This window comes from Enterococcus malodoratus ATCC 43197 (assembly GCF_000407185.1).
Lineage (GTDB): Bacteria > Bacillota > Bacilli > Lactobacillales > Enterococcaceae > Enterococcus_A > Enterococcus_A malodoratus.
On sequence record NZ_KE136481.1, the window covers coordinates 649,857 to 668,190 of the forward strand.

Annotated in this window: 21 protein-coding genes; 6 read left to right on the forward strand and 15 right to left on the reverse strand. The window is 38.1% G+C overall.

All coding sequences use genetic code 11. The annotated features are described in order from the left end of the window. Positions 1-21 precede the first annotated feature (21 nt). The 8 genes from I585_RS03160 to I585_RS03195 form a co-directional block, all read right to left on the reverse strand. Positions 22-1,212, reverse strand: coding sequence for an amidohydrolase family protein (locus I585_RS03160; protein WP_010739586.1), 1,191 nt, complete (start codon positions 1,210-1,212; stop codon positions 22-24). Between the two features lie 115 nt (positions 1,213-1,327). Then, on the reverse strand, positions 1,328-2,785 hold the full coding sequence (locus I585_RS03165) for an amidase (RefSeq protein WP_081631758.1): 1,458 nt from the start codon (positions 2,783-2,785) through the stop codon (positions 1,328-1,330). Between the two features lie 531 nt (positions 2,786-3,316). After that, positions 3,317-4,111 (reverse strand): ABC transporter permease, encoded by a 795-nt coding sequence (locus tag I585_RS23600; RefSeq protein WP_010739589.1) that lies wholly within the window; start codon positions 4,109-4,111, stop codon positions 3,317-3,319. Between the two features lie 15 nt (positions 4,112-4,126). Continuing rightward, on the reverse strand, positions 4,127-5,791 hold the full coding sequence (locus I585_RS03175) for an ABC transporter permease (RefSeq protein ID WP_010739590.1): 1,665 nt from the start codon (positions 5,789-5,791) through the stop codon (positions 4,127-4,129). Then, on the reverse strand, positions 5,788-6,480 hold the full coding sequence (locus tag I585_RS03180; RefSeq protein WP_010739591.1) for an ABC transporter ATP-binding protein: 693 nt from the start codon (positions 6,478-6,480) through the stop codon (positions 5,788-5,790). Before I585_RS03180 ends, I585_RS03175 begins: the two co-directional genes overlap by 4 nt. Positions 6,481-6,560: 80 nt before the next feature. After that, complete coding sequence (locus tag I585_RS03185; RefSeq protein WP_010739592.1) at positions 6,561-7,466, reverse strand: sensor histidine kinase; 906 nt, start codon at positions 7,464-7,466, stop codon at positions 6,561-6,563. Between the two features lie 7 nt (positions 7,467-7,473). After that, positions 7,474-8,151, reverse strand: a complete 678-nt coding sequence (locus I585_RS03190; protein WP_010739593.1) for a response regulator transcription factor — start codon at positions 8,149-8,151, stop codon at positions 7,474-7,476. Positions 8,152-8,283: 132 nt separating this feature from the next. Next, positions 8,284-9,204 (reverse strand): SDR family oxidoreductase, encoded by a 921-nt coding sequence (locus I585_RS03195; protein WP_010739594.1) that lies wholly within the window; start codon positions 9,202-9,204, stop codon positions 8,284-8,286. 116 nt (positions 9,205-9,320) lie between these two features. On the opposite strand from I585_RS03195, the gene I585_RS03200 reads away from it, so the two are divergent. Beyond that, on the forward strand, positions 9,321-9,887 hold the full coding sequence (locus I585_RS03200; protein ID WP_010739595.1) for a TetR/AcrR family transcriptional regulator: 567 nt from the start codon (positions 9,321-9,323) through the stop codon (positions 9,885-9,887). Between the two features lie 45 nt (positions 9,888-9,932). Here the strand turns inward: I585_RS03200 and I585_RS03205 are convergent, their stop codons facing one another. From I585_RS03205 to I585_RS03230, 6 genes are all read right to left on the reverse strand, one after another. Next, on the reverse strand, positions 9,933-10,592 hold the full coding sequence (locus I585_RS03205; RefSeq protein ID WP_010739596.1) for an amino acid ABC transporter permease: 660 nt from the start codon (positions 10,590-10,592) through the stop codon (positions 9,933-9,935). Then, entirely contained in the window at positions 10,592-11,428 is an 837-nt protein-coding gene (locus I585_RS03210; protein WP_034708622.1) for a transporter substrate-binding domain-containing protein, read from the reverse strand. Before I585_RS03210 ends, I585_RS03205 begins: the two co-directional genes overlap by 1 nt. Positions 11,429-11,612: 184 nt before the next feature. Then, a complete protein-coding gene (locus tag I585_RS03215; protein WP_010739598.1) occupies positions 11,613-12,716 on the reverse strand; it encodes a lactate oxidase in 1,104 nt (367 codons plus the stop codon). A 170-nt stretch (positions 12,717-12,886) separates the two neighbouring features. Beyond that, the gene (locus I585_RS03220; RefSeq protein ID WP_010739599.1) at positions 12,887-13,204 is read right to left on the reverse strand and encodes a DUF1292 domain-containing protein; all 318 of its coding nucleotides are present in this window, start codon (positions 13,202-13,204) and stop codon (positions 12,887-12,889) included. A 16-nt stretch (positions 13,205-13,220) separates the two neighbouring features. Further along, the gene (gene ruvX, locus I585_RS03225; RefSeq protein WP_010739600.1) at positions 13,221-13,649 is read right to left on the reverse strand and encodes a Holliday junction resolvase RuvX; all 429 of its coding nucleotides are present in this window, start codon (positions 13,647-13,649) and stop codon (positions 13,221-13,223) included. Next, positions 13,646-13,915 carry an IreB family regulatory phosphoprotein gene (locus tag I585_RS03230; RefSeq protein WP_010739601.1) on the reverse strand — a complete coding sequence of 90 codons (270 nt, stop codon included), beginning with the start codon at positions 13,913-13,915 and terminating at the stop codon, positions 13,646-13,648. Before I585_RS03230 ends, ruvX begins: the two co-directional genes overlap by 4 nt. 252 nt (positions 13,916-14,167) lie before the next feature. Between I585_RS03230 and I585_RS03235 the strand changes: the two genes are divergently transcribed. The 3 genes from I585_RS03235 to I585_RS03245 all read left to right on the forward strand — a co-directional run bounded on the left by I585_RS03235 (position 14,168) and on the right by I585_RS03245 (position 15,719). Next, positions 14,168-14,635, forward strand: a complete 468-nt coding sequence (locus I585_RS03235) for a TspO/MBR family protein (RefSeq protein WP_010739602.1) — start codon at positions 14,168-14,170, stop codon at positions 14,633-14,635. Between the two features lie 212 nt (positions 14,636-14,847). Next, on the forward strand, positions 14,848-15,297 hold the full coding sequence (locus tag I585_RS03240) for a LytTR family DNA-binding domain-containing protein (protein WP_010739603.1): 450 nt from the start codon (positions 14,848-14,850) through the stop codon (positions 15,295-15,297). Beyond that, positions 15,294-15,719, forward strand: coding sequence for a DUF3021 family protein (locus I585_RS03245; RefSeq protein ID WP_010739604.1), 426 nt, complete (start codon positions 15,294-15,296; stop codon positions 15,717-15,719). Before I585_RS03240 ends, I585_RS03245 begins: the two co-directional genes overlap by 4 nt. A gap of 21 nt (positions 15,720-15,740) precedes the next feature. Here I585_RS03245 and I585_RS03250 read toward each other — a convergent pair whose 3' ends face one another. Then, the gene (locus tag I585_RS03250) at positions 15,741-16,475 is read right to left on the reverse strand and encodes a class I SAM-dependent methyltransferase (RefSeq protein ID WP_010739605.1); all 735 of its coding nucleotides are present in this window, start codon (positions 16,473-16,475) and stop codon (positions 15,741-15,743) included. 239 nt (positions 16,476-16,714) lie between these two features. Here I585_RS03250 and I585_RS03255 point away from each other — a divergent pair, with 239 nt between their 5' ends. Next, a complete protein-coding gene (locus tag I585_RS03255) occupies positions 16,715-17,470 on the forward strand; it encodes an ABC transporter ATP-binding protein (RefSeq protein WP_010739606.1) in 756 nt (251 codons plus the stop codon). After that, positions 17,451-18,293, forward strand: a complete 843-nt coding sequence (locus I585_RS03260) for an ABC transporter permease (protein WP_010739607.1) — start codon at positions 17,451-17,453, stop codon at positions 18,291-18,293. Before I585_RS03255 ends, I585_RS03260 begins: the two co-directional genes overlap by 20 nt. The last annotated feature ends 41 nt before the right edge of the window (positions 18,294-18,334 follow it).

An 18,334-nucleotide genomic window follows, 5' to 3' on the forward strand; every position in this document is an offset into this window, starting at 1 on the left:
TCATCATGGTGGGGAGTTTGTCTATATTTCCACGCCGGCTAAGAAAACCTGCTTAACATCACGCAATGCTTCAATATTTTTAGTCGCGTCACCCTCGACAATCAAAATATCCGCTTGCAATCCCGCTTTTAACTCCCCAGTAACTTCCGATAACTCAAAGACCTTAGCAGGATTTTGTGTCGCAGTTTGGATTGCTTCAACTGGTGTTAGTCCATAACGCACCATCAATTCTAATTCTTCCACTATTGGTACACTTGGTGCTTCTAGCATAACCATGTCTGTTCCCGCCAAAATAGTTACACCTTTATCATAAATTGCTTTGAAGTTTTGCGAATAAGCTTCAACAGAACTTTCAAAGAAATCTAAATGATGGGAATAGGTTTCGGTAGATTGATTGGAATGATCTATTCCAACTTCTTGAACTTTTTGATTGTATTCAGCTAGGAAATGATACGCAAACATCGTCGGCGTCCAAGATTGATGATTTTTCGCCATTTGTTCTCCTTGTTCTACTGTTAAGAAGTTACCATGCTCAATTGTATCAAAACCAGCATCGATGCACATTTGAATCCCTGGTTGAGTTCCCGAATGTACAACACACTTCATTCCGAGACGATGAGTCTCCTCTACGCCTGCGTTCAACTCCTCTTGAGTGAACTCACAAATATCATCGCGATTAGTCGTTAATAGTTTGATCCAATCAGCACCGTCTTTCTTTTGTCGACGAACTGTGTGACGTATATTTTCTACACCATCAACTTCTTCAATTCCATCCTCATGACCATGCCCCCCAGTAATACAGATGCCGCGATCCGTATGCAGAATTCTCGGTGCCCTAACAAACCCTTTTTCTGCAGCTAGCCGCAGCGTTTCCAAAAGAAATCGAGGTCCGCAGCAATCACGAATCGTTGTCACTCCTTTTGCAAGACATGTTTCCGCCTGTTTTTGTGCGTAATATGCAATCATAAAATCGTTGTACCGATGTAAATCGGGTTGTGTCCAATAATAGCCCAGATGGATATGGGCATCCATTAACCCCGGCAAAATTGTTCCATCACCATAATCACGAATCTCTGCCTGTGGGAACTCCTTAAATAGTTCCTCCGCATTTCCTACAGCTAAAATCGTGTCCTTAGCGTATACGACCCCACCATTCTCAATGATGGTTTTTCCGTCACCAAGGATTACTCTCTGTGCCCTCAATAAAATCATTTTCCTACTCTCCCTCTTATCGAAACGTTTTCATTTACTCCTTCAAGTGTACCAAAAGAACCATAAAAATTGATAGTCAATTTTTATGGTTCTTTTAGTAAAGATTATTCATATTTTATTGATAATACTCTGGCAGTTTGAACCCATAACTTTTTTCAAATAATTTTCCTATTTGCAGGAGCAAGTCTTCTCTTCCACGTGCCGCTGTAAACTGAATTCCTAGCGGCAGACCTGTCTTTGCAAGATATGTTGGTAAGCTAATGGCTGGCTGGCCCGTCAAATTAGCCAACTGCGTGTATGGCGTAATCTGCAAACTTCGTTCAAACATTTGATCAATCAAATGAAGCAGTTCGTTTTCTGATAATAATGCGGAAGCTTCCAAAGCATCACGGATTTCATCACTTTGTAAATCATCATTTATCTTAGGAGCAGTTGCTGCTGCGGTTGGCGTCAGCAACAAATCATACTCTGTAAGCAAGGTTTCCATTTTAAAAGCTGCTTGATCCCAGAGATTTAATGCGTTGACAAAATGGCTGGCTGGAACTTTTTTACCATATTGATAGATTCCCCATGTCATTAACTCCATATCGTTCTTTTCTACAGGTCTGTTTAGTCCCTGTTCTATTCCCGCAAACATCGCAGCAGTTTCCGCACCATTCATTAAATAGTAACTAGCTATCAGTGCTTTTCCATCAACTGGATAAGAAATCAATTCTACTTGATGTCCCTGCTCTGATAAAAAGTCGCACGCCTTCTCCACTGCCTTGATTGCTTCCGGAGTAACTTTTGAATTAATTGGAGAATCAATGATTACTGCTATTTTCAATTTCTCTTGTTGAGCGGCCTTAGTATGCTGCCATTCTGTTTTTGGGGCCTGATACGGTGCCGCACTATCAATGCCTCGCATCCCATAAAAGAGTCTCTCCGTATCACGCATTGAGACGGTCAAGGCAAAATCAATCGCCGCTCCTTGCCAGCCCCGCCAACCGCTCGGCCCTACAGGCATTGCTCCCCGAGTCGGTTTCAAACCGATTAGTCCGCAAAACGATGCTGGAATTCGAATTGAGCCGCCGCCATCGCTTGCTCCCGCTATTGGAACAATTCCTGAAGCTACAGCGCTGGCAGCACCACCACTAGATCCGCCGGAAAAATAATCAAGGTTCCAAGGATTTTTTGCCGGACCATATATTTGTGCATCCGTAACATTTTTAAATCCAAATTCTGGTGCATTGGTTTGAGCGAATGGAATCAAACCGTTTGTTATTAGTCGATTAGTAAAGTTACTGTTACGACTGGCACGGTGCTCCAAAAATAATTTAGACCCCGAAGTACTCAACCAATTCTTTTTTTCTTGTCCTAACATTTTTAACGGGATCGGCAGACCCGCGAAAGGACGGTTCAATAAATCTTCTTGTTTTTGATATTCTGCGAGTGCATCTTGATCCATCATAGTAACGAAAGCATTTAACATTGGATTTTGTTTTCGTGCCTTTTCTTCAAAAGCTTCCAGTAATTCTTGAAAACTTATTTCTTTATTTCGTAATTTCTCAGCCCAATAAACCCCGTCTTTCAACATCAACACCTCTTCCATATTTTTATTCATTATCACAAATTCCCTTTGAGAATACTAGCAACTGACTCCAATTATAAAAAAGAACTCTAACACAATGATAATTATCGTCAATAAATTATTCTGTTTTATACAGATTAAGAGGTTATATTAGATACATCTAAAAAGAATAAAAAACCCGATGAATCAGATCTCAACGATCCCTTCATCAGGCTCTACTACTCTTATATTAATTTTTTTCCAAAACGTCATACTCTGGGACATGAGCAAAAGAACAACCGCGCTCCTCAACAAAAATACTGTAAGAATGGTACGCTCTTCTAGGAGAATGAGCAAAATCTGCAAACTCAATTACGCCAGTCAAAATATCATTCGCAATTCTAAATTGTACACTATCGTTCAAAGAAAATTTTAAAGGTGGCAAATGTCCCATAGATTACACATCCAATCTTTTATTCTTACTTATAGTTTAACAACTCAGCTGAGTTAATTTCATATTTTACCTAAAACTAACTGGAAATCAAGAAAAAAGAATTATTCTTTGATTCGCTCAGCTAAACTGTGTTTACTAGATGATCTCATTACCAGATAAGGTGTTAAAAGACAGATTGCGAGCATTAATATTAAGGATATTCCGATTTCTACTATGGGAAAATTAAAACTAGCATAAGTTGCTGACTTTTTAACGATTGAAAATAGAATGTACGTGACACCTAATCCAAAAGTCATTACTAACCCGCTAACAATCAGTGCATAATACCCACCCTCAAACATCAACACCTTATTCGTTTGCTTGCGAGTCATACCGATGCTTTCTAAGGTCGCCAATTCTTGTTTTCTGGCTAAAATACTCGTGGTGATAATATTGACGAAATTTAATAACCCGATCAATGCCAAAATTAGAGCCAAAGTATTCCCTAGCATTCTCATGGTACTGATTTCTTCAACCGCTCGTTTTTTCATTTCTAATTTTGTCATTATTTTATAGACCGATTGTTCATCAATAAATTGTTGGAACTGTTCAGAGACTCGATCAGCATTCTTATCTTTCAAATTGAAATAAGCATTCCAAATTCCTGCATCCGGTGCAATTTTGTCTAGATACTGCTTTGATACAAACATCGGTGGTGCTCCGCGAGTCTGAAATTCCAAATAGTCATTGGGGATAAAACCACCGATTTTGATTTGATGCTTCTGCTTGTCGCTAGTAGTAAATTGTAAATCCGAAACATTTGCAAAATCTTTTGGTTGATCAGATTGCACAAAAGCAATCTTTCCGTTCTCAAATGCTGGTTTATCAAACGATTTTTGGTCTTTTTTTGTGAGCAACTTTTCTAATTCATCTTAATCAATGCTGATTACTTCACCGTTAAAATTATTCGGATCAATCTGCTTCTCGTTAATCTTGGAATACTTGAAAAATTGATTATAGGACCGAATATAATTCGAAAATTTTTGCTTGTCATAAGTGACCGAAACAGGCGCTGAAAAATATAATTTTGCTGAGGTAATATTATCGTTTTCCTTTGCCAGCTGGGCTAAACGTTGACTTACATGCTGCTTTTCCAACATTTTTGATTCAGATGAGTCTTTCTCGAATTGAGTGTAGCTTGGGCTGATCACAATATCATAATCCATTTCGCTTAGTACGAATTTCTCAAAATCCATACTCTTAACAATTGAATTGACCGCTACAAAAGAAGTAATCCCTAATGTCATGGAAATGATAACTACTAATGCACGTTTTCTATCACGAAAGATGTTTCTCCAAGCCATTAAATATAATTTACCGCCATTGCGTGAGCGAACATCACCTTTTCTCACTTTTGACTCTGTAAAATTGATGGCTGATACTGGTGAGACCCTGGCTGCGTAATTTGCTGGTTTAATCGAGCTTAAGAGCATCACTAACAATGCGAATAATCCCGCACCCAGATAAATCAGTGGTCGTGTCGAAACCACTACGGCTTCTGAAAAATTCGTTGCCTTCATGACTACAGGAATCAAAACGTGCGAAATAGCAAATCCAATAATTAATCCAGAAGGAATACCAACAGCAGATAAAAGCAATGATTGATTAAAGATAATTTTCCTGAGCTGTTTCTTTGTGGTACCCAAGGCCTTTAATAATCCATAAAAACGAATATCATTGGCAATTGAAATGTACAGAACATTATAGATCAGCAAACCTCCAGAGATTAGAATGATCGCCAAAAACATCCCTACTCCGATAATAACTGACGTTGCACTTTGCGAGGATTCTCTCAACGTCGTTTTTATTTCTTGCATTTCGGTCAGCTTTAATTTTTTTGCGAGAGCCTTGTTTTGTTTTCCAAGATTGTTGCTGTCTTTATATTTAATCGAATAGGTTTTGCTGTTGACTGCTGTCCCATACTTGTCGGCAAACGACTTTGAAACTAAAACATAACTAAAATCAACTACACGCGCAATCACATATTCTTTATAATATCCTGATAAAACAAATTCCTTTTGATACATTTTGCCATCTATCTGACACGGCAAAGAAATTTTTTGACCAATTTTCGGTTGCGTTATTCCCAGCTCTTTTAACGCAGCCAGCGGTGCCATCAGCTCGTTATCCTTCTCTGGGAACTTGCCAGTAAAATTATTGATGGCTTCTTTTCTAAGTCCGTTCCATTCGTCCTTGCTATACCAATGTAATGCCATTTGAACTTTTTTATTCTTTAATCGCTGACTATCAACCGCACCAACCGTCTGCTGTGTTCCGATTATTTCGATAGAAGGATCTTTTTTTAAAAGTTGAACCTGCCTTTTTGTCAGATCATTGAGATTTGCATCAGCTACTGTTCCCACTCTTTGGACGGTTTGCTTATTACTAGCTTCAATAAAACTCATCCCTAATCCAATGACCGATGTAATCAACAAGGTGGTCAATGCAAGTGCTAAGATAACAAAAAGATTTCGTCTCCGATTATTCCTAAAACTGTTTATCCATAAATTGTGAATCGCCTGCCGTTGTTCTTTCATGACCAATCACCGCCTGTTACACGTATATCAAATAATTTTCCATCTTCAATACGAATAACTCGATCGGCCAATTGTGCAATCTGATCATTATGAGTAATCATTATGACTGTTTGATTAAACTTTTTTGCCGATTGCTTTAACAAACCCAGAACATCTTGGCTGCTTTTACTATCTAAATTTCCTGTGGGTTCATCTGCAAGTATGATTGCCGGTTTTGCAGCCAATGCTCTGGCAATCGCAACCCGCTGCTGTTGTCCGCCTGAGAGCATTGCGGGCAAGCTGTTTTCTCTTCCTTTTAACCCTAACGTTCCAATGACTTCTTCGACAAACTCTTCATCGACTGTATTCCCATCTAATTGAATCGGCAAAACGATGTTCTCGTACACACTTAAAATCGGTACTAGATTATACTGTTGGAAAACAAATCCGACATTTCTTCTTCTAAAAATCGTCAGTTCCTCTTCGCTTAAATTTTCTAATTGCTTTCCTGAAACTTCAATTTTCCCTGTCGTTGGTCGATCCAAGCCTCCCAATAGATTCAACAATGTACTCTTTCCTGATCCCGAGGTACCAACAATCGTTACAAACTCTTTGTCCTCGATCACCAAATTGACATTATCAACTGCATGAACTTGGTTTTCCCCTTCACCATAAGTTTTTGTTAGATGACTCGTTTTTACTACGTTCATACCAACAACCTCCCTTCTTCATACTCTCAATATAGCAAGGGACTCTTACAGCAGAATGTCAGTCTTCGACAATAAATCTGTCAATTCTGTAAGAATAGCGAGATCGTAGTCACTTCGGACTGTGAATCAGCCAATACATATCCTCCCTGCGCTTCACAAATCAATTTTGTCAGATACAGTCCAATACCAAATCCTTCTATTGTATTCCGATACTGCGATCCGCGATAATATTTTGAAAAAAGATTGGGCAACTCTTCTCTAGAGATCGTTTTGCCTCGATTTTTGATGGATATTCTAGTATATGAAATCAAACGATCAATCGATAGCTCAATTTTTGAATCTTCATAAGCGTATTTCAATGCATTTTCTAGTACATTGCTGATTGCCTCACGAGTCCATTTGACATCGTGAGGAAGCTCATAATCATTTTCGTTAACGATGAAACGTTTTTTTTGATACTCTTTTTCACTGTTTTGATGAATTGCCTGTTGAATCGTCTCATTGATTTTTTGATTTACTATAGTTAATTGCATCGATTCCGTTTCAAACTTTGACATATGCAAAAATTCTTCTACCAGCCAGTTTAAACGATTGGAGTCGAAGGACAAGCGAGCTAGAAACTCTTGCGATTCACTTGCAGTTAGCTGATCACTTTGTAATAGTTCCGCAAACATGACCATACTGGTAATCGGTGTTCGCATTTGATGTGCAGCATCAACCATCAATTCCTGCACTCGATTCTTTTCACGTTTCGCTGTTTCTTGGTACTGTTGATTTATTTCTGCGATCCTTAGCGTTTTAAAGATCAATTTACTTTCTTGCCCCTCTTGATAAATTGTTGCATTTTCTGGATGATCGCCTTTCAAAACAGCGTCCAAAACTTCTTCGATATTGGATAATTCTTCCTCGTGCTGCTTTCGCATTTGAAATAAAAATAAAATCAGTATCACTAAAAAGAATAGAATGGTGAGAGCATATAAAAACATTCTACATTCACTCCTTTTTCCAGGTATATCCTACACCTCGAACAGTCTCGATGTATTGCGGATTTTTTGGATCATCTTCGATCTTCAAGCGGATTCTGCGAATATTTACCGATAACGCGTTTTCATCAACAAACTTCCCTTGATCATCCCATAACGTTTCCAGCAGCAGCTCTTTTTCTAATACAACTCCTGCATTCTTCATTAAATAATTAATCAAACGAAATTCTGTCGAACTCATTGGGATTTCCTGATCATTTTTAAACAATCGATGCGTATCCAAATTTAAAACAAAAGGAAGCAGTTCAATTGTTTTCGCGCGATCAATTTGCTTTTTAACTATTAATGCGACCTTTGCTTTCAAAATTGCCAAAGAAAATGGCTTGGTCAAATAATCATCTCCACCAATCGACAATCCAGTCAGAATATCAGACTCTAAATCATGCGCCGTCAAGAAAAAGATTGGAGCAGTAGAAAATGTCCGAATTTTTTTACAAAGTTCAAAACCGTTACCGTCAGGAAGAGTCACATCTAAAATAATCAAATCTGGTGATGTATCTTTGATCAACTCAATTGCTCCTGATACACGACTGTTTATCAAAACTTGATAGCCTTCCTGTTCCAAGTAAAAGGAAATTCCTCTGCGAAGATTTTCGTCATCTTCGATCAAAATGATTTTCTTTTTCATCCTATAGTCCTCGCCTTTTTTGTTTATAGCTTTTATTATCCTGTTTCTTAAGCCATTTATCAATGTTCGATCGGTTTCATGATGAACAAAAAGGCAAGACCCATTTAGGATCTTGCCTTCGAACAGTTGTTATTAGTCAACAATCATCGATGACCGATGATTCTCTTGAGTATTTTCAATCGCTTGTGCGTATTGTTGAACAAAATCTGCAAGCTTTACTGTGCCAACAGTTGTGTTGTCTTCATTGAGGGCAGCATAAATGTCCGCAGAACTTTTTTGATATTTACTAGTTTTTACAAACGCCTCAACGATGGCTTCGGGTACATGGTTGGCTAACATTCCCTGTTTCATCTGTTCATCTGTAATTTCGATAAAATGCAAATCTGAAATCTTCGTGACTCTAGCTAGTTCATCGATGAAATCTTTCAGCGAAAATGTATCACTGACAGCAAATCGAACGCTGACTCCTTTTGGCGTATCCAAGATTAAAGGCAAAACAACTGTTGCAATATCACTTGGAGCGACATACTTTTGCTTAACATCTGCTGGTATATTGGAATAAATCGCATGTTCATTCTTAATACTATTTAGGTTGCTGTATAGATTGTTGTAAAATCCAACCGGTCTGACAAATGCAATGTCAACGTTAGTCATTTTTTTGAGTTCGTCTTCCAAATAATGGTAGGCATGTAACGAACCCGCCTCGGGACCGGCGTCAGCCCCTACACTGCTTAATTGAACAATCTTATGAACATTTGCATCGGTAATTGCTTCTCTGAATATTATTGCTTGTCTCTGCATCTCTCGATTTAAATCAACCCCAGCACCCGCGCCAGAAATCATTAAATAAACGACGTCCATTCCAGTGAATATCTCAGTTAAAAATGTGATATCCGTCATTGTTCCGACTGCTGGTATTGCCCCCAATGCTTCAATTTGGGAGACTCGTTTATCTGTCGAGGTGACCACAGTAACCTCATGGCCTAATTTGATCAATTCAGGAATGACATAACTGTTAATATTTCCAAGTGAACCTAGCATTGCGATTTTCATAAATCGTTCCTTCTTTCTGTTTTAAAAAAGATAGACATATCTTTAAAAGAATTATAAAAGATAGAATTATCTTTGTCAATCTTGAAATACTGTAAAATTCGTTTTATACTATTGTTATGAAAAAGAAAGATAATACAAAAATCGTAAAAATATTAGATGCTACTGTCAAAATTATCCTGAATGAAGGTGCGGCTGCCGTTTCCACAGTGAAGGTAGCGAAAATCGTAGGCATCGCGCAATCCAATGTCTATCTATATTTCAAAAATAAAAATGACTTACTTTTGAGCGCCTATCAGCGAGAACTTGATCAGATAAAATCAATGGGAGATATAGAATCCTTAAATGACCAGAGTATTCCAATCAAAACAAGGATCGACAATTATGTTCATTCAGTCTTTGACTACTCGATTCAACATCCAGATGGTTTGACCCTAATTGAACAAATCAAGATGTTGAATATTTCGGGAGATCATCTTTATGATAATAATACGATCGTTACTGACCTATTGAACGAAGCGATTGAGGTCGGATATTTAAAAAAATTACCAGTCAATTTACTAATGGCTACAGTTTTTAATGTGATGCACCGCCATGGATTGAATATCAAAGAAGGTCTCTACGATGAAAAGGAATATCCTTACGAATTGATTGCGCAGTTAGTTCTAGATGCGATTAAAAACTAAAAAAAGCCAAGGATTCACGACAATAATCGTAACCCCTTGGCTTTTTTACACGTATTTTTTTTGAAAGGATTTTTCTAGACGATGTTGAATATGCCCAATGCCGATACAAAGCAGCCAGTAAATTAATGCGACTAAGATGTACATCGATAAATAATCAAAGGTTCGTCCACCAATGATTTTCGCTTTTTGAAAAATATCTGGCACCGTGATCATTGCCGCTAAGGAAGTTCCCTTGAGAAGATCCATCGCTACATTGCTCAGCGCTGGGATTGAGATACGGATTGCTTGCGGCAAAATGATTGTTCGCATCGTTGGAAAGAACCGGTTGCCTAAAGCGTACGCCGCATCCCATTGTCCCGCATCAACCCCTGCAATTGACCCGCGGTATATCTCTCCAATAAAAGCGCTACTAGTCAAACTAAAACAAATGATCGCCGCTACTACCGCATTCAGTTGAATAGGTAATCCAAAATATAGCAGAAACAATAGTACTAGCGCTGGGGTTCCACGCAAAAAAGATAAATAGAAACGAACGAAAATTTTAACGGGCAGCCATGGAATAAATCCCAGCACTGTCATGACTATTCCGAGCAAATTGCCAAAGAAAAATGCAGCCAGACTGATTCCTAATGTATAGCCCAATCCGCTCAAGAGAAAAGGAATCGACTCCACCATTAATGGCAAATCAATCGTTGGAATAAACATTACTCCGCTGAAACTTTCTCAGTTACTTCTTGTTTTGGTTTTACCGAAACATCCGTACCAAAGTATTGATTTGAGATTTTCTTGAGCGTCCCATCTTTTTTTAACGTAGTCAAAGCATCATCGATTTTAGCTTTTAAGGCTTGATTCTTTTTAGCGAACAGGAAGCCAGTAGAGTTCGCATTGAAATAAACATCTTCCAAAATTTTAACAGGAATATCTGGTAAAGCACCTATGGACATCTTTTGTAAATAATAATCATTAAGAATTACATCTGTACGTCCATTTGCTACATCGGTCAAGTATTGATCGTTTGTAGCATTATCATAAGTCACAGCTTTTGCTCCGTACTTTTCGGCTAATTTCATATAGCTGGTATTCGGCTCACCTGCTGCCTTCTTACCTTTCAAATCTTTCAAGGAATGAATTCCTGAGTCATCGCTTTTTCTTACGATCATACTGTCAAAAGAGTGTTTGATTGGTGAGGACAATGAAAATTTCTTACCGCGCTCTTTAGTCATTCCAAAATCATTTGCCGCAAAATCCGCCTCGCCACGATTGACCGCAGTTACTTGTCCATCGACATTATATTCTTTAAAATTGATCTTCAAATCTAATTTTTTAGCGACTGCTTTTGCAACATCCACATCATAACCAACCAACTTATTCTCATCATTATAATAAGATGAAGGAAAAAGTGTTCCTGACGTTGCCACCGTTAACTCTTTTTGATCTTTTACTTTTGTCCAGCTATCATCCTCACTGGATTGACCGCTTCCACAAGCTGTCAAAATAACTCCTGCTGTAACAAGTGCTAAACCTACCAACCATTTTTTCAACACTATCGTCTCCATTCAATATGATTTATAAACATCGATTTATTTATACCATAAAAGAACATCAACGCGTAAAAACTTGCCTATGAAAAACAGTTATTATTACAGATTTCATCAAAGATAAATGTGTGTTAGAACAACAGTAAAATAACGATAGATATTTTGTGGGAAAGTTTCTATAAAAGAATTATAAATATCTGTTTTCTCGTAAAGTAATTTTCTTAATATCATTTACTGTCTGTGCCCCCGCCAACTGCATCACCATTTCCAATTCTTTTTTGAAAAAATCAAAGACTTGTTGAACACCTGTAGCGCCGCCTAATGCCAATCCATAAATTGCTGGACGCCCAATCGCGACAAGATCTGCACCAGAAGCGAGAGCTTTGAAAATATGCTGGCCACGGCGCACACCGCTATCAAAAACAATCGGAGCTCTTCCTGCCGCAGCTTCCGCAACATATTCCAGCGAATCAAAAGAAGCTGGGCCTCCATCTAATTGACGACCTCCATGATTTGAAACCCATAATCCTGAAGCGCCAGACCCCAAAGCTCTCTCTACATCCTCTTCCGACTGGACCCCTTTTACATAAACAGGTAAATCTGAATAACTGGCAATGAATTCAACATCCTTTGGACTCAATTTTTGTTTCGATGAGCCATAAACAGTATCCATTGTTTGTCCGATACCAGATTGATATGCTTGAACGATCGGCATTGCCAGCGGAAAAGTAAAATTATTCCGACGATCCGTCTCACGATTACCCCCAACCGTTGCATCAGCTGTTAGGACAATTGCCTCTGCGCCGTTTCGTTTGGCCATATCTAAAATATCACGATTAATTCCATTATCCTTACTCATATAGAATTGAAACCATTGTGGAGTGTTCGCTCCTCCGGCCTCGCGAATTTCCTCTAGTGTGCATGAGGCATACGAACTGGCCGTGTAAATTGTTCCGAAACGTGCAACTCCTTTTGCTGATGCTCTCTCGGCAGCTACGTTCGCTAACCCATGAGCGGCCACCGGTGCCATAATGATCGGCGCACTCAACTGTTCTCCTGCAAATTTTGTTGTTGTGTCTGGCAATTCTACATCTCGCAAAACATGAGGAATGATCAGTTTATGATTAAAAGCCTTTTCATTTTCTCGATACGTAAAGATATCTCCCGCACCGCTGCTGATATAACCATACCCGCCTTTTGGGATGACCTCCTTTGCAGCTTCCTCTAAATCGTACATATTAATAAAATCGATGGCACCTTCCGCTGTACTCGCCTGATAAATCATTTCCATCTAAATCCCACCTTTAATTTGATAACGTTTACAAAAATAATGTTACGCTTACTGTCGACAGGTGACAAACGATTTGTTTGCACGGTATTTTTAATGATAAATCATAAATATTTAGCATAATTCCGAAAAAAAACGGAACCTTAATTACAAGGCCCCGCTTTTAAAAATTTCTATTCTTCTTCAGTCATAAAGGTGTTGAAGACTTCTTCAATCATATCCCATTCAGCATCTGTTTCGATTTGTTGCAATTCGCCTTCGCTGCCGTCTTCATTTTCAACGTATGCATAGGCCTGTAATTCAACGTCCTCATCTTCAGGTGCACCTGCTGGATAAAGCAGTACATAGTTGCGTTTAAATTCTTCTTGACCATCAATTGTCAAAAGAATTTCGTATAGCGTTTCATTTCCTTCGTCATCTACTAAAGTAATCACTTCGTGTTCCTCATGATCATGCTCGTGATCGTGGTCATGTGTGTGTTCATGTGCCATAATTTATTCCTCTTTTCTAAAGTTTGTTGCTGGTGCGGTCAAGATAATTTTGTAAGATCATGACTGCTGCAAGTTTATCGATAACTTTTTTTCTTTTCGAACGTGATACGTCCGCTTGCTCTACTAACATTCGTTCAGCCTGTACGGTGGTTAACCGTTCATCTTGAAAATCGACTGGCAAATCAAAAAGTGCTTTGATTTTTTCGCCATAAGCCATAGATGCTTCCGCCCGTGGTCCGATCGAATTATTCATATTTTTAGGAAGTCCCACTACAAACTTAGTAACTTGGTACTCTTTGACAAGCTCTCCTAAGCGTTCAAAGCCAAACTCCCCTTGTTCTTCGTCGATTCGGATAATCTCGACGCCTTGCGCTGTCCAACCAAATGGATCACTTACAGCGATCCCAACAGTTTTTGAGCCGACATCTAGTCCCATTACTCTCATCGAATATCAATACCATGATCTTTCAAATAGTATTTTACCAAAACTTCCATGACTTCATCGCGTTCGTGACGACGAATCAAGTTTCGGGCATCTTGATAACGAGGAATATACGCAGGATCGCCTGATAATAAATAGCCGACGATTTGGTTAATCGGGTTATAGCCTTTTTCAGCTAAAGCATTATAGACAATCGTCAGTGTTTCGCTAATCTCTTTCTTACGATTGTCATCAAAATCAAAACGGACTGTTTCATCTGTGTATCCCATTTTCTCACACCTCTCCTTGAAATTATCAACAATTACATTTTACTAAAAGAAGACAAAACTTACAAATTTTGCAAGTTGCCAATCTCTTGGCTTTAGAAAATCTTCCGAATTATTATAACATGCTTTCACTAAGAATATGTTGCTTTTCTCAAGCATCTTTTTTTCTTTTAAGGATAATGCTCGTTATACTTAATAAGTAACAGGTACTTCAGAATGAAATTCTAACCTATAAAAAACAAAGGAGGTCGTAATATGTTAAATAAATTTTTGAAGTTACTCGCGTGTATTATTGGTGTAGAACTAATCGGTTCCATCTCCGGATTTTTTGCTGGCGATATTCCCACTATCTACGCTCAGTTAAATAAGCCCTTCTTAGCACCCCCAGGGAATATTGTAGGTCCTATCTGGATAGTGCTATATGCGTTGATTGGTCTAGCACTATTTTTAGTTCTCGACAGCAAGGAAGCTCGAAATAAAACGCGGGCCTATCTTCTCTTTGCTATCCAACTGATCCTTAACTTTATTTGGAGTATTATTTTCTTTGGTGGGTCTCACTTTTGGATTGCTTCATTTATCAGCTTGTTACTATTGATTAGTATCATTTTCAGCGTTCGAGAATTCCGCAACATATCGATGGGAGCAGTAATTTGTTTTGTCCCATATCTAATTTGGATTATTTATGCCACTTATCTTTCATTTGGTTTGGCCTTTTTAAATTAGAAAATTTAAAGACATCAGACATGCGCTGATGTCTTTTTAGTTTATCGAAAGAACTTACCAACCTAAGTGTCCCACACACCATACCTCGTTTCCGTATAACACTGCAAAATCATATTTCTCATTCTTACCACCTCTTGACTCGATTTGACCTTTGCTGATAAGACTTGCTATACTTTTTAAGAATAGAAACCACTTATAGAAAGGGTGCCGAATTGAAGACATCTGTTGAAATCATTGAAACATCTAAAGAAGAGCGTGTTGACTTTAAAGTTCATGAAGTAACAGATACGCTGCAAAATGTTTTGGCTATTCTTAAAGAGGAAAAACTTTTTTTAGTCGGTGAAGAAAATGGAGATCACTACAAGATTCCTTTCTCAAAAATTCTGTATATAGAAGTAGTAGATAAAAAGAGCTTTATTTATACTAAAAACAGAGTGTGTCAAAGCACTGAAAAACTGTATCAGCTTGAAGAAAAGCTGCTTCCCCATAAGTTTATTCGAGTCGGCAAGTCAATGCTGCTTAATATCGATGCTATAAAAGCCGTTTCCCCTACATTAAGCGGACGCTTTGAAGCCACTTTGATTAACGATGAACGAGTCGCCGTTTCAAGAAAATATGTTCCGGATTTGAAAAAGGGCTTAGGAATGAGGAAACGAATATGAGAATAGTCGAGTATTTAAAAAATGTGTTTCGATTGTCATCTATGATCTTTACTCTATTAGCCGCGATAAATTTACTTATTGATAAACAAACATTATTCGAAATCATTGAATATATGCTGGTTGTTTCCGTAATATCTGGTTTGCTGCATTTTATTATTGAAGACAATGAGAATTATACAAATCGGCGAATTGTTTTAAATCAACTTCTCTACATCGGACTGATTTTCTTGCAAATCATTATCGGTGATATTTGGTATAGGTGGGATTTAGGCGTTGTGGGTCTCATAAAAAATTTTGGAATTACTTTGTTCATTTATGCTTTTATCAAATTTTTCATCTACAGCAACGATAAAAAAGAAGCCGCTGAAATAAATCAACAAATTCAACTAAAAAAAAGAACAAATGAAAGAGAATCGGAGTAATCTGATTCTCTTTCATTTGTTTTAACGAGCTACGACAACCAGTCGTTTACTTTTCTGATCATAGGGACTTCTATCATAATCCCCATAAATTTGAATTTGGTTGAATCCCGCGTTAGTCAGCAATGAACGGTATTCCTCATCGAGAATAATTTTATAAACGATATCGTATTGATTACTTTCCATTCGCTTTGTTGAGTGATACAAATCCAATACATGAATTGTTTGAAACTGATCATCCTGTTCCTTTACGAACACGCGCGAAAAATCCTCCCGATTCACCACCACCTCAATCGCCGGCAACGACAAATTGTAGTGGGTCGTCCCCTGTGTCAAAATCAGCATGCCCTTATCACTTAATCTTGCCTTCATAGATTTAAGAGCAGTTATCAAATCTGTCTCCGAATGCAAATGCGGCAGGGCAGTTGTTAGACAAACGACAGCATCGAATTTCTCCGTGTAGACTTTTTCTAAATACCGGAAATCACACTGTTGCAGCGGAAGTTCTTTCCCCCTTGCAGCTAAATTCTTTTCTGCCATCTCCAGCATCGCTTCAGAATAATCCGAACCTGCAACATCTAACCCCATTTCAGATAACATATAGAGATGTTGCCCGGTCCCACAAGCACAATCTAAAACATTTTGGATTCCAAACTCACTGAACAGGTTTTCAAAAAAGACCTTTTCTGCACCAAGATATTCATTAATTTCCCCAAACTCATCATAGTCATAAGCAAATGTACGATACTTATCCTCCATCCTTCTCACCCCACACCAATTTTTCTCATTATATCAAATAAGTCTCGTCAATTTTGCTCTCTCACCTATTTTGTTCATCTTAGAAAGAGTTAACGACCACTTGGAGAAATCTCGTTGTTTCAGTTAGAGAACTTGATTATAGTGGGTTTATCAAGAAGAACACAGGCTTTGAGCCAGACATCACTGACATTTTGCGGTGAAAATAGTTCAACTAAAAAAATAGAATAGGAGTAATCATTATGACAGAACTCGTAAAAATCACAGATCTAGGAAAGCAATACAATCAGCAAGAAGTACTAAAAGCCATTTCATTTTCTATTATGGATGGAGAATTATTTTCCATTCTTGGACCTAATGGTGCAGGAAAATCAACGTTAATTTCATTGATCCTCGGCCTAACAAAACCGGATACTGGTGACATTCTATTTGAAGGAGTTAAACTCGATTCCGATTCTATCCAACATAAATCCATGATCTCCGTAGTCTTTCAAAATAGTATTTTGGATTCAGATTTATCGGTCAGAGAGAATCTATTCTTACGTGCCTATTTTTATACCAATAATTGGAAGGAAGCCAAAAAATTAGCGAAAGAAAAATTGGCCGATGTACAAGCTAGCCACCTCTTAGATAAACGTTACGGTGTGTTATCTGGCGGTGAAAGAAGAAAAGTCGATATTGCACGAGCGTTGTTGAACACACCTAAATTATTATTCTTGGACGAACCAACAACTGGACTTGATATCAGTTCGAGAGCTGAAATGTGGCGATTAATCCATCAATTAAAAGAAAAATATTCCATGACCATTGTTTTGACCACGCATTATATGGAGGAAGCAAGAGATTCCGACAATATATTGATGCTGGATGGTGGAAAAGTGATGGCTTATGATGCGCCAGAGATGCTGAAACAAACGTATCAATGCTTAACACTAGAAGATGTCTTTTTAGCAATTATCGAAAAAGGGAGAGAAAATTATGAATGCATTAGTCTATAGAGGTCTATTATTATTTTTCAAAAACAAACAAGCCGTGATCGGTTCATTTATCGGAGCACTGATTATGATTATTTTATATGTCTTTTTACTGGATGACTCTTTAGTAAACTCATTATCAGTACTTTCTCATCCTAAATTGGTTGTGGACACATGGATGCTGGCAGGTGTTATTGGTATCTCGTCGGCAAGCTCTACTCTTGGCTCAGTCAGTTTGATGATCCGTGACAAAGAACGGAGTGTTTATACTGATTTTATGATTTCACCGATTTCAAAAAGCAAAATTATGCTTGGTTACTTCTTTAGTACTTTCCTAATCTCATTATTAGTTACTTCCGTCGTAATCATCGTTGCTGAAATTTATATTGTTACTCTCTCAAAAGGAACATTATTATCCTTGCCCCAATTTGGGTTGCTATTTCTTGTAAGTCTTTTGACAGTTTTTTGTTCATCGGCTTTCATGTTCTTTATCGCCAGCTTTTTCCGTCGCATTGACACCTTTTCAACTATGACTTCTATCATTGGTCCATTGATCGGTTTTCTAACGGGCTGTTATGTTCCTATCGGCAGTCTGCCTGAAACAGCTCAAACGGTTGTCCAGTACTTCCCTTTAACTAGTGGTGTCGTTCTGATTCGCCGTATTCTAACCGAAAATGTTTTTACCGCCGCAGATAAACCAGCGATGGACACAATAAAAGAAGAATTAGGTATTGTGATGAATGGACAAAATGACGTTCTGCTGCCTATCGCAATTTTAATTCTCTCAAGCCTTCTATTCTTAGTACTCGCTCTTTGGAATGTTAAACGAGTAGAAGTAAAACGTTAATTTTTTAATGACGCCGATTGTAAAATTAAGCTAGACAACTA

Bases quoted from the DNA above. Each gene is read 5' to 3' on its own strand.
- I585_RS03160 (WP_010739586.1), bottom strand. From the start codon at position 1,212: ATGATTTTATTGAGGGCACAGAGAGTAATCCTTGGTGACGGAAAAACC.
- I585_RS03175 (WP_010739590.1), bottom strand. From the start codon at position 5,791: ATGAAAGAACAACGGCAGGCGATTCACAATTTATGGATAAACAGTTTT.
- I585_RS03180 (WP_010739591.1), bottom strand. From the start codon at position 6,480: ATGAACGTAGTAAAAACGAGTCATCTAACAAAAACTTATGGTGAAGGG.
- I585_RS03185 (WP_010739592.1), bottom strand. From the start codon at position 7,466: ATGTTTTTATATGCTCTCACCATTCTATTCTTTTTAGTGATACTGATT.
- I585_RS03190 (WP_010739593.1), bottom strand. From the start codon at position 8,151: ATGAAAAAGAAAATCATTTTGATCGAAGATGACGAAAATCTTCGCAGA.
- I585_RS03195 (WP_010739594.1), bottom strand. From the start codon at position 9,204: ATGAAAATCGCAATGCTAGGTTCACTTGGAAATATTAACAGTTATGTC.
- I585_RS03200 (WP_010739595.1), top strand. From the start codon at position 9,321: ATGAAAAAGAAAGATAATACAAAAATCGTAAAAATATTAGATGCTACT.
- I585_RS03205 (WP_010739596.1), bottom strand. From the start codon at position 10,592: ATGTTTATTCCAACGATTGATTTGCCATTAATGGTGGAGTCGATTCCT.
- I585_RS03215 (WP_010739598.1), bottom strand. From the start codon at position 12,716: ATGGAAATGATTTATCAGGCGAGTACAGCGGAAGGTGCCATCGATTTT.
- I585_RS03220 (WP_010739599.1), bottom strand. From the start codon at position 13,204: ATGGCACATGAACACACACATGACCACGATCACGAGCATGATCATGAG.
- ruvX (WP_010739600.1), bottom strand. From the start codon at position 13,649: ATGAGAGTAATGGGACTAGATGTCGGCTCAAAAACTGTTGGGATCGCT.
- I585_RS03230 (WP_010739601.1), bottom strand. From the start codon at position 13,915: ATGGGATACACAGATGAAACAGTCCGTTTTGATTTTGATGACAATCGT.
- I585_RS03235 (WP_010739602.1), top strand. From the start codon at position 14,168: ATGTTAAATAAATTTTTGAAGTTACTCGCGTGTATTATTGGTGTAGAA.
- I585_RS03245 (WP_010739604.1), top strand. From the start codon at position 15,294: ATGAGAATAGTCGAGTATTTAAAAAATGTGTTTCGATTGTCATCTATG.
- I585_RS03250 (WP_010739605.1), bottom strand. From the start codon at position 16,475: ATGGAGGATAAGTATCGTACATTTGCTTATGACTATGATGAGTTTGGG.
- I585_RS03255 (WP_010739606.1), top strand. From the start codon at position 16,715: ATGACAGAACTCGTAAAAATCACAGATCTAGGAAAGCAATACAATCAG.
- I585_RS03260 (WP_010739607.1), top strand. From the start codon at position 17,451: ATGAATGCATTAGTCTATAGAGGTCTATTATTATTTTTCAAAAACAAA.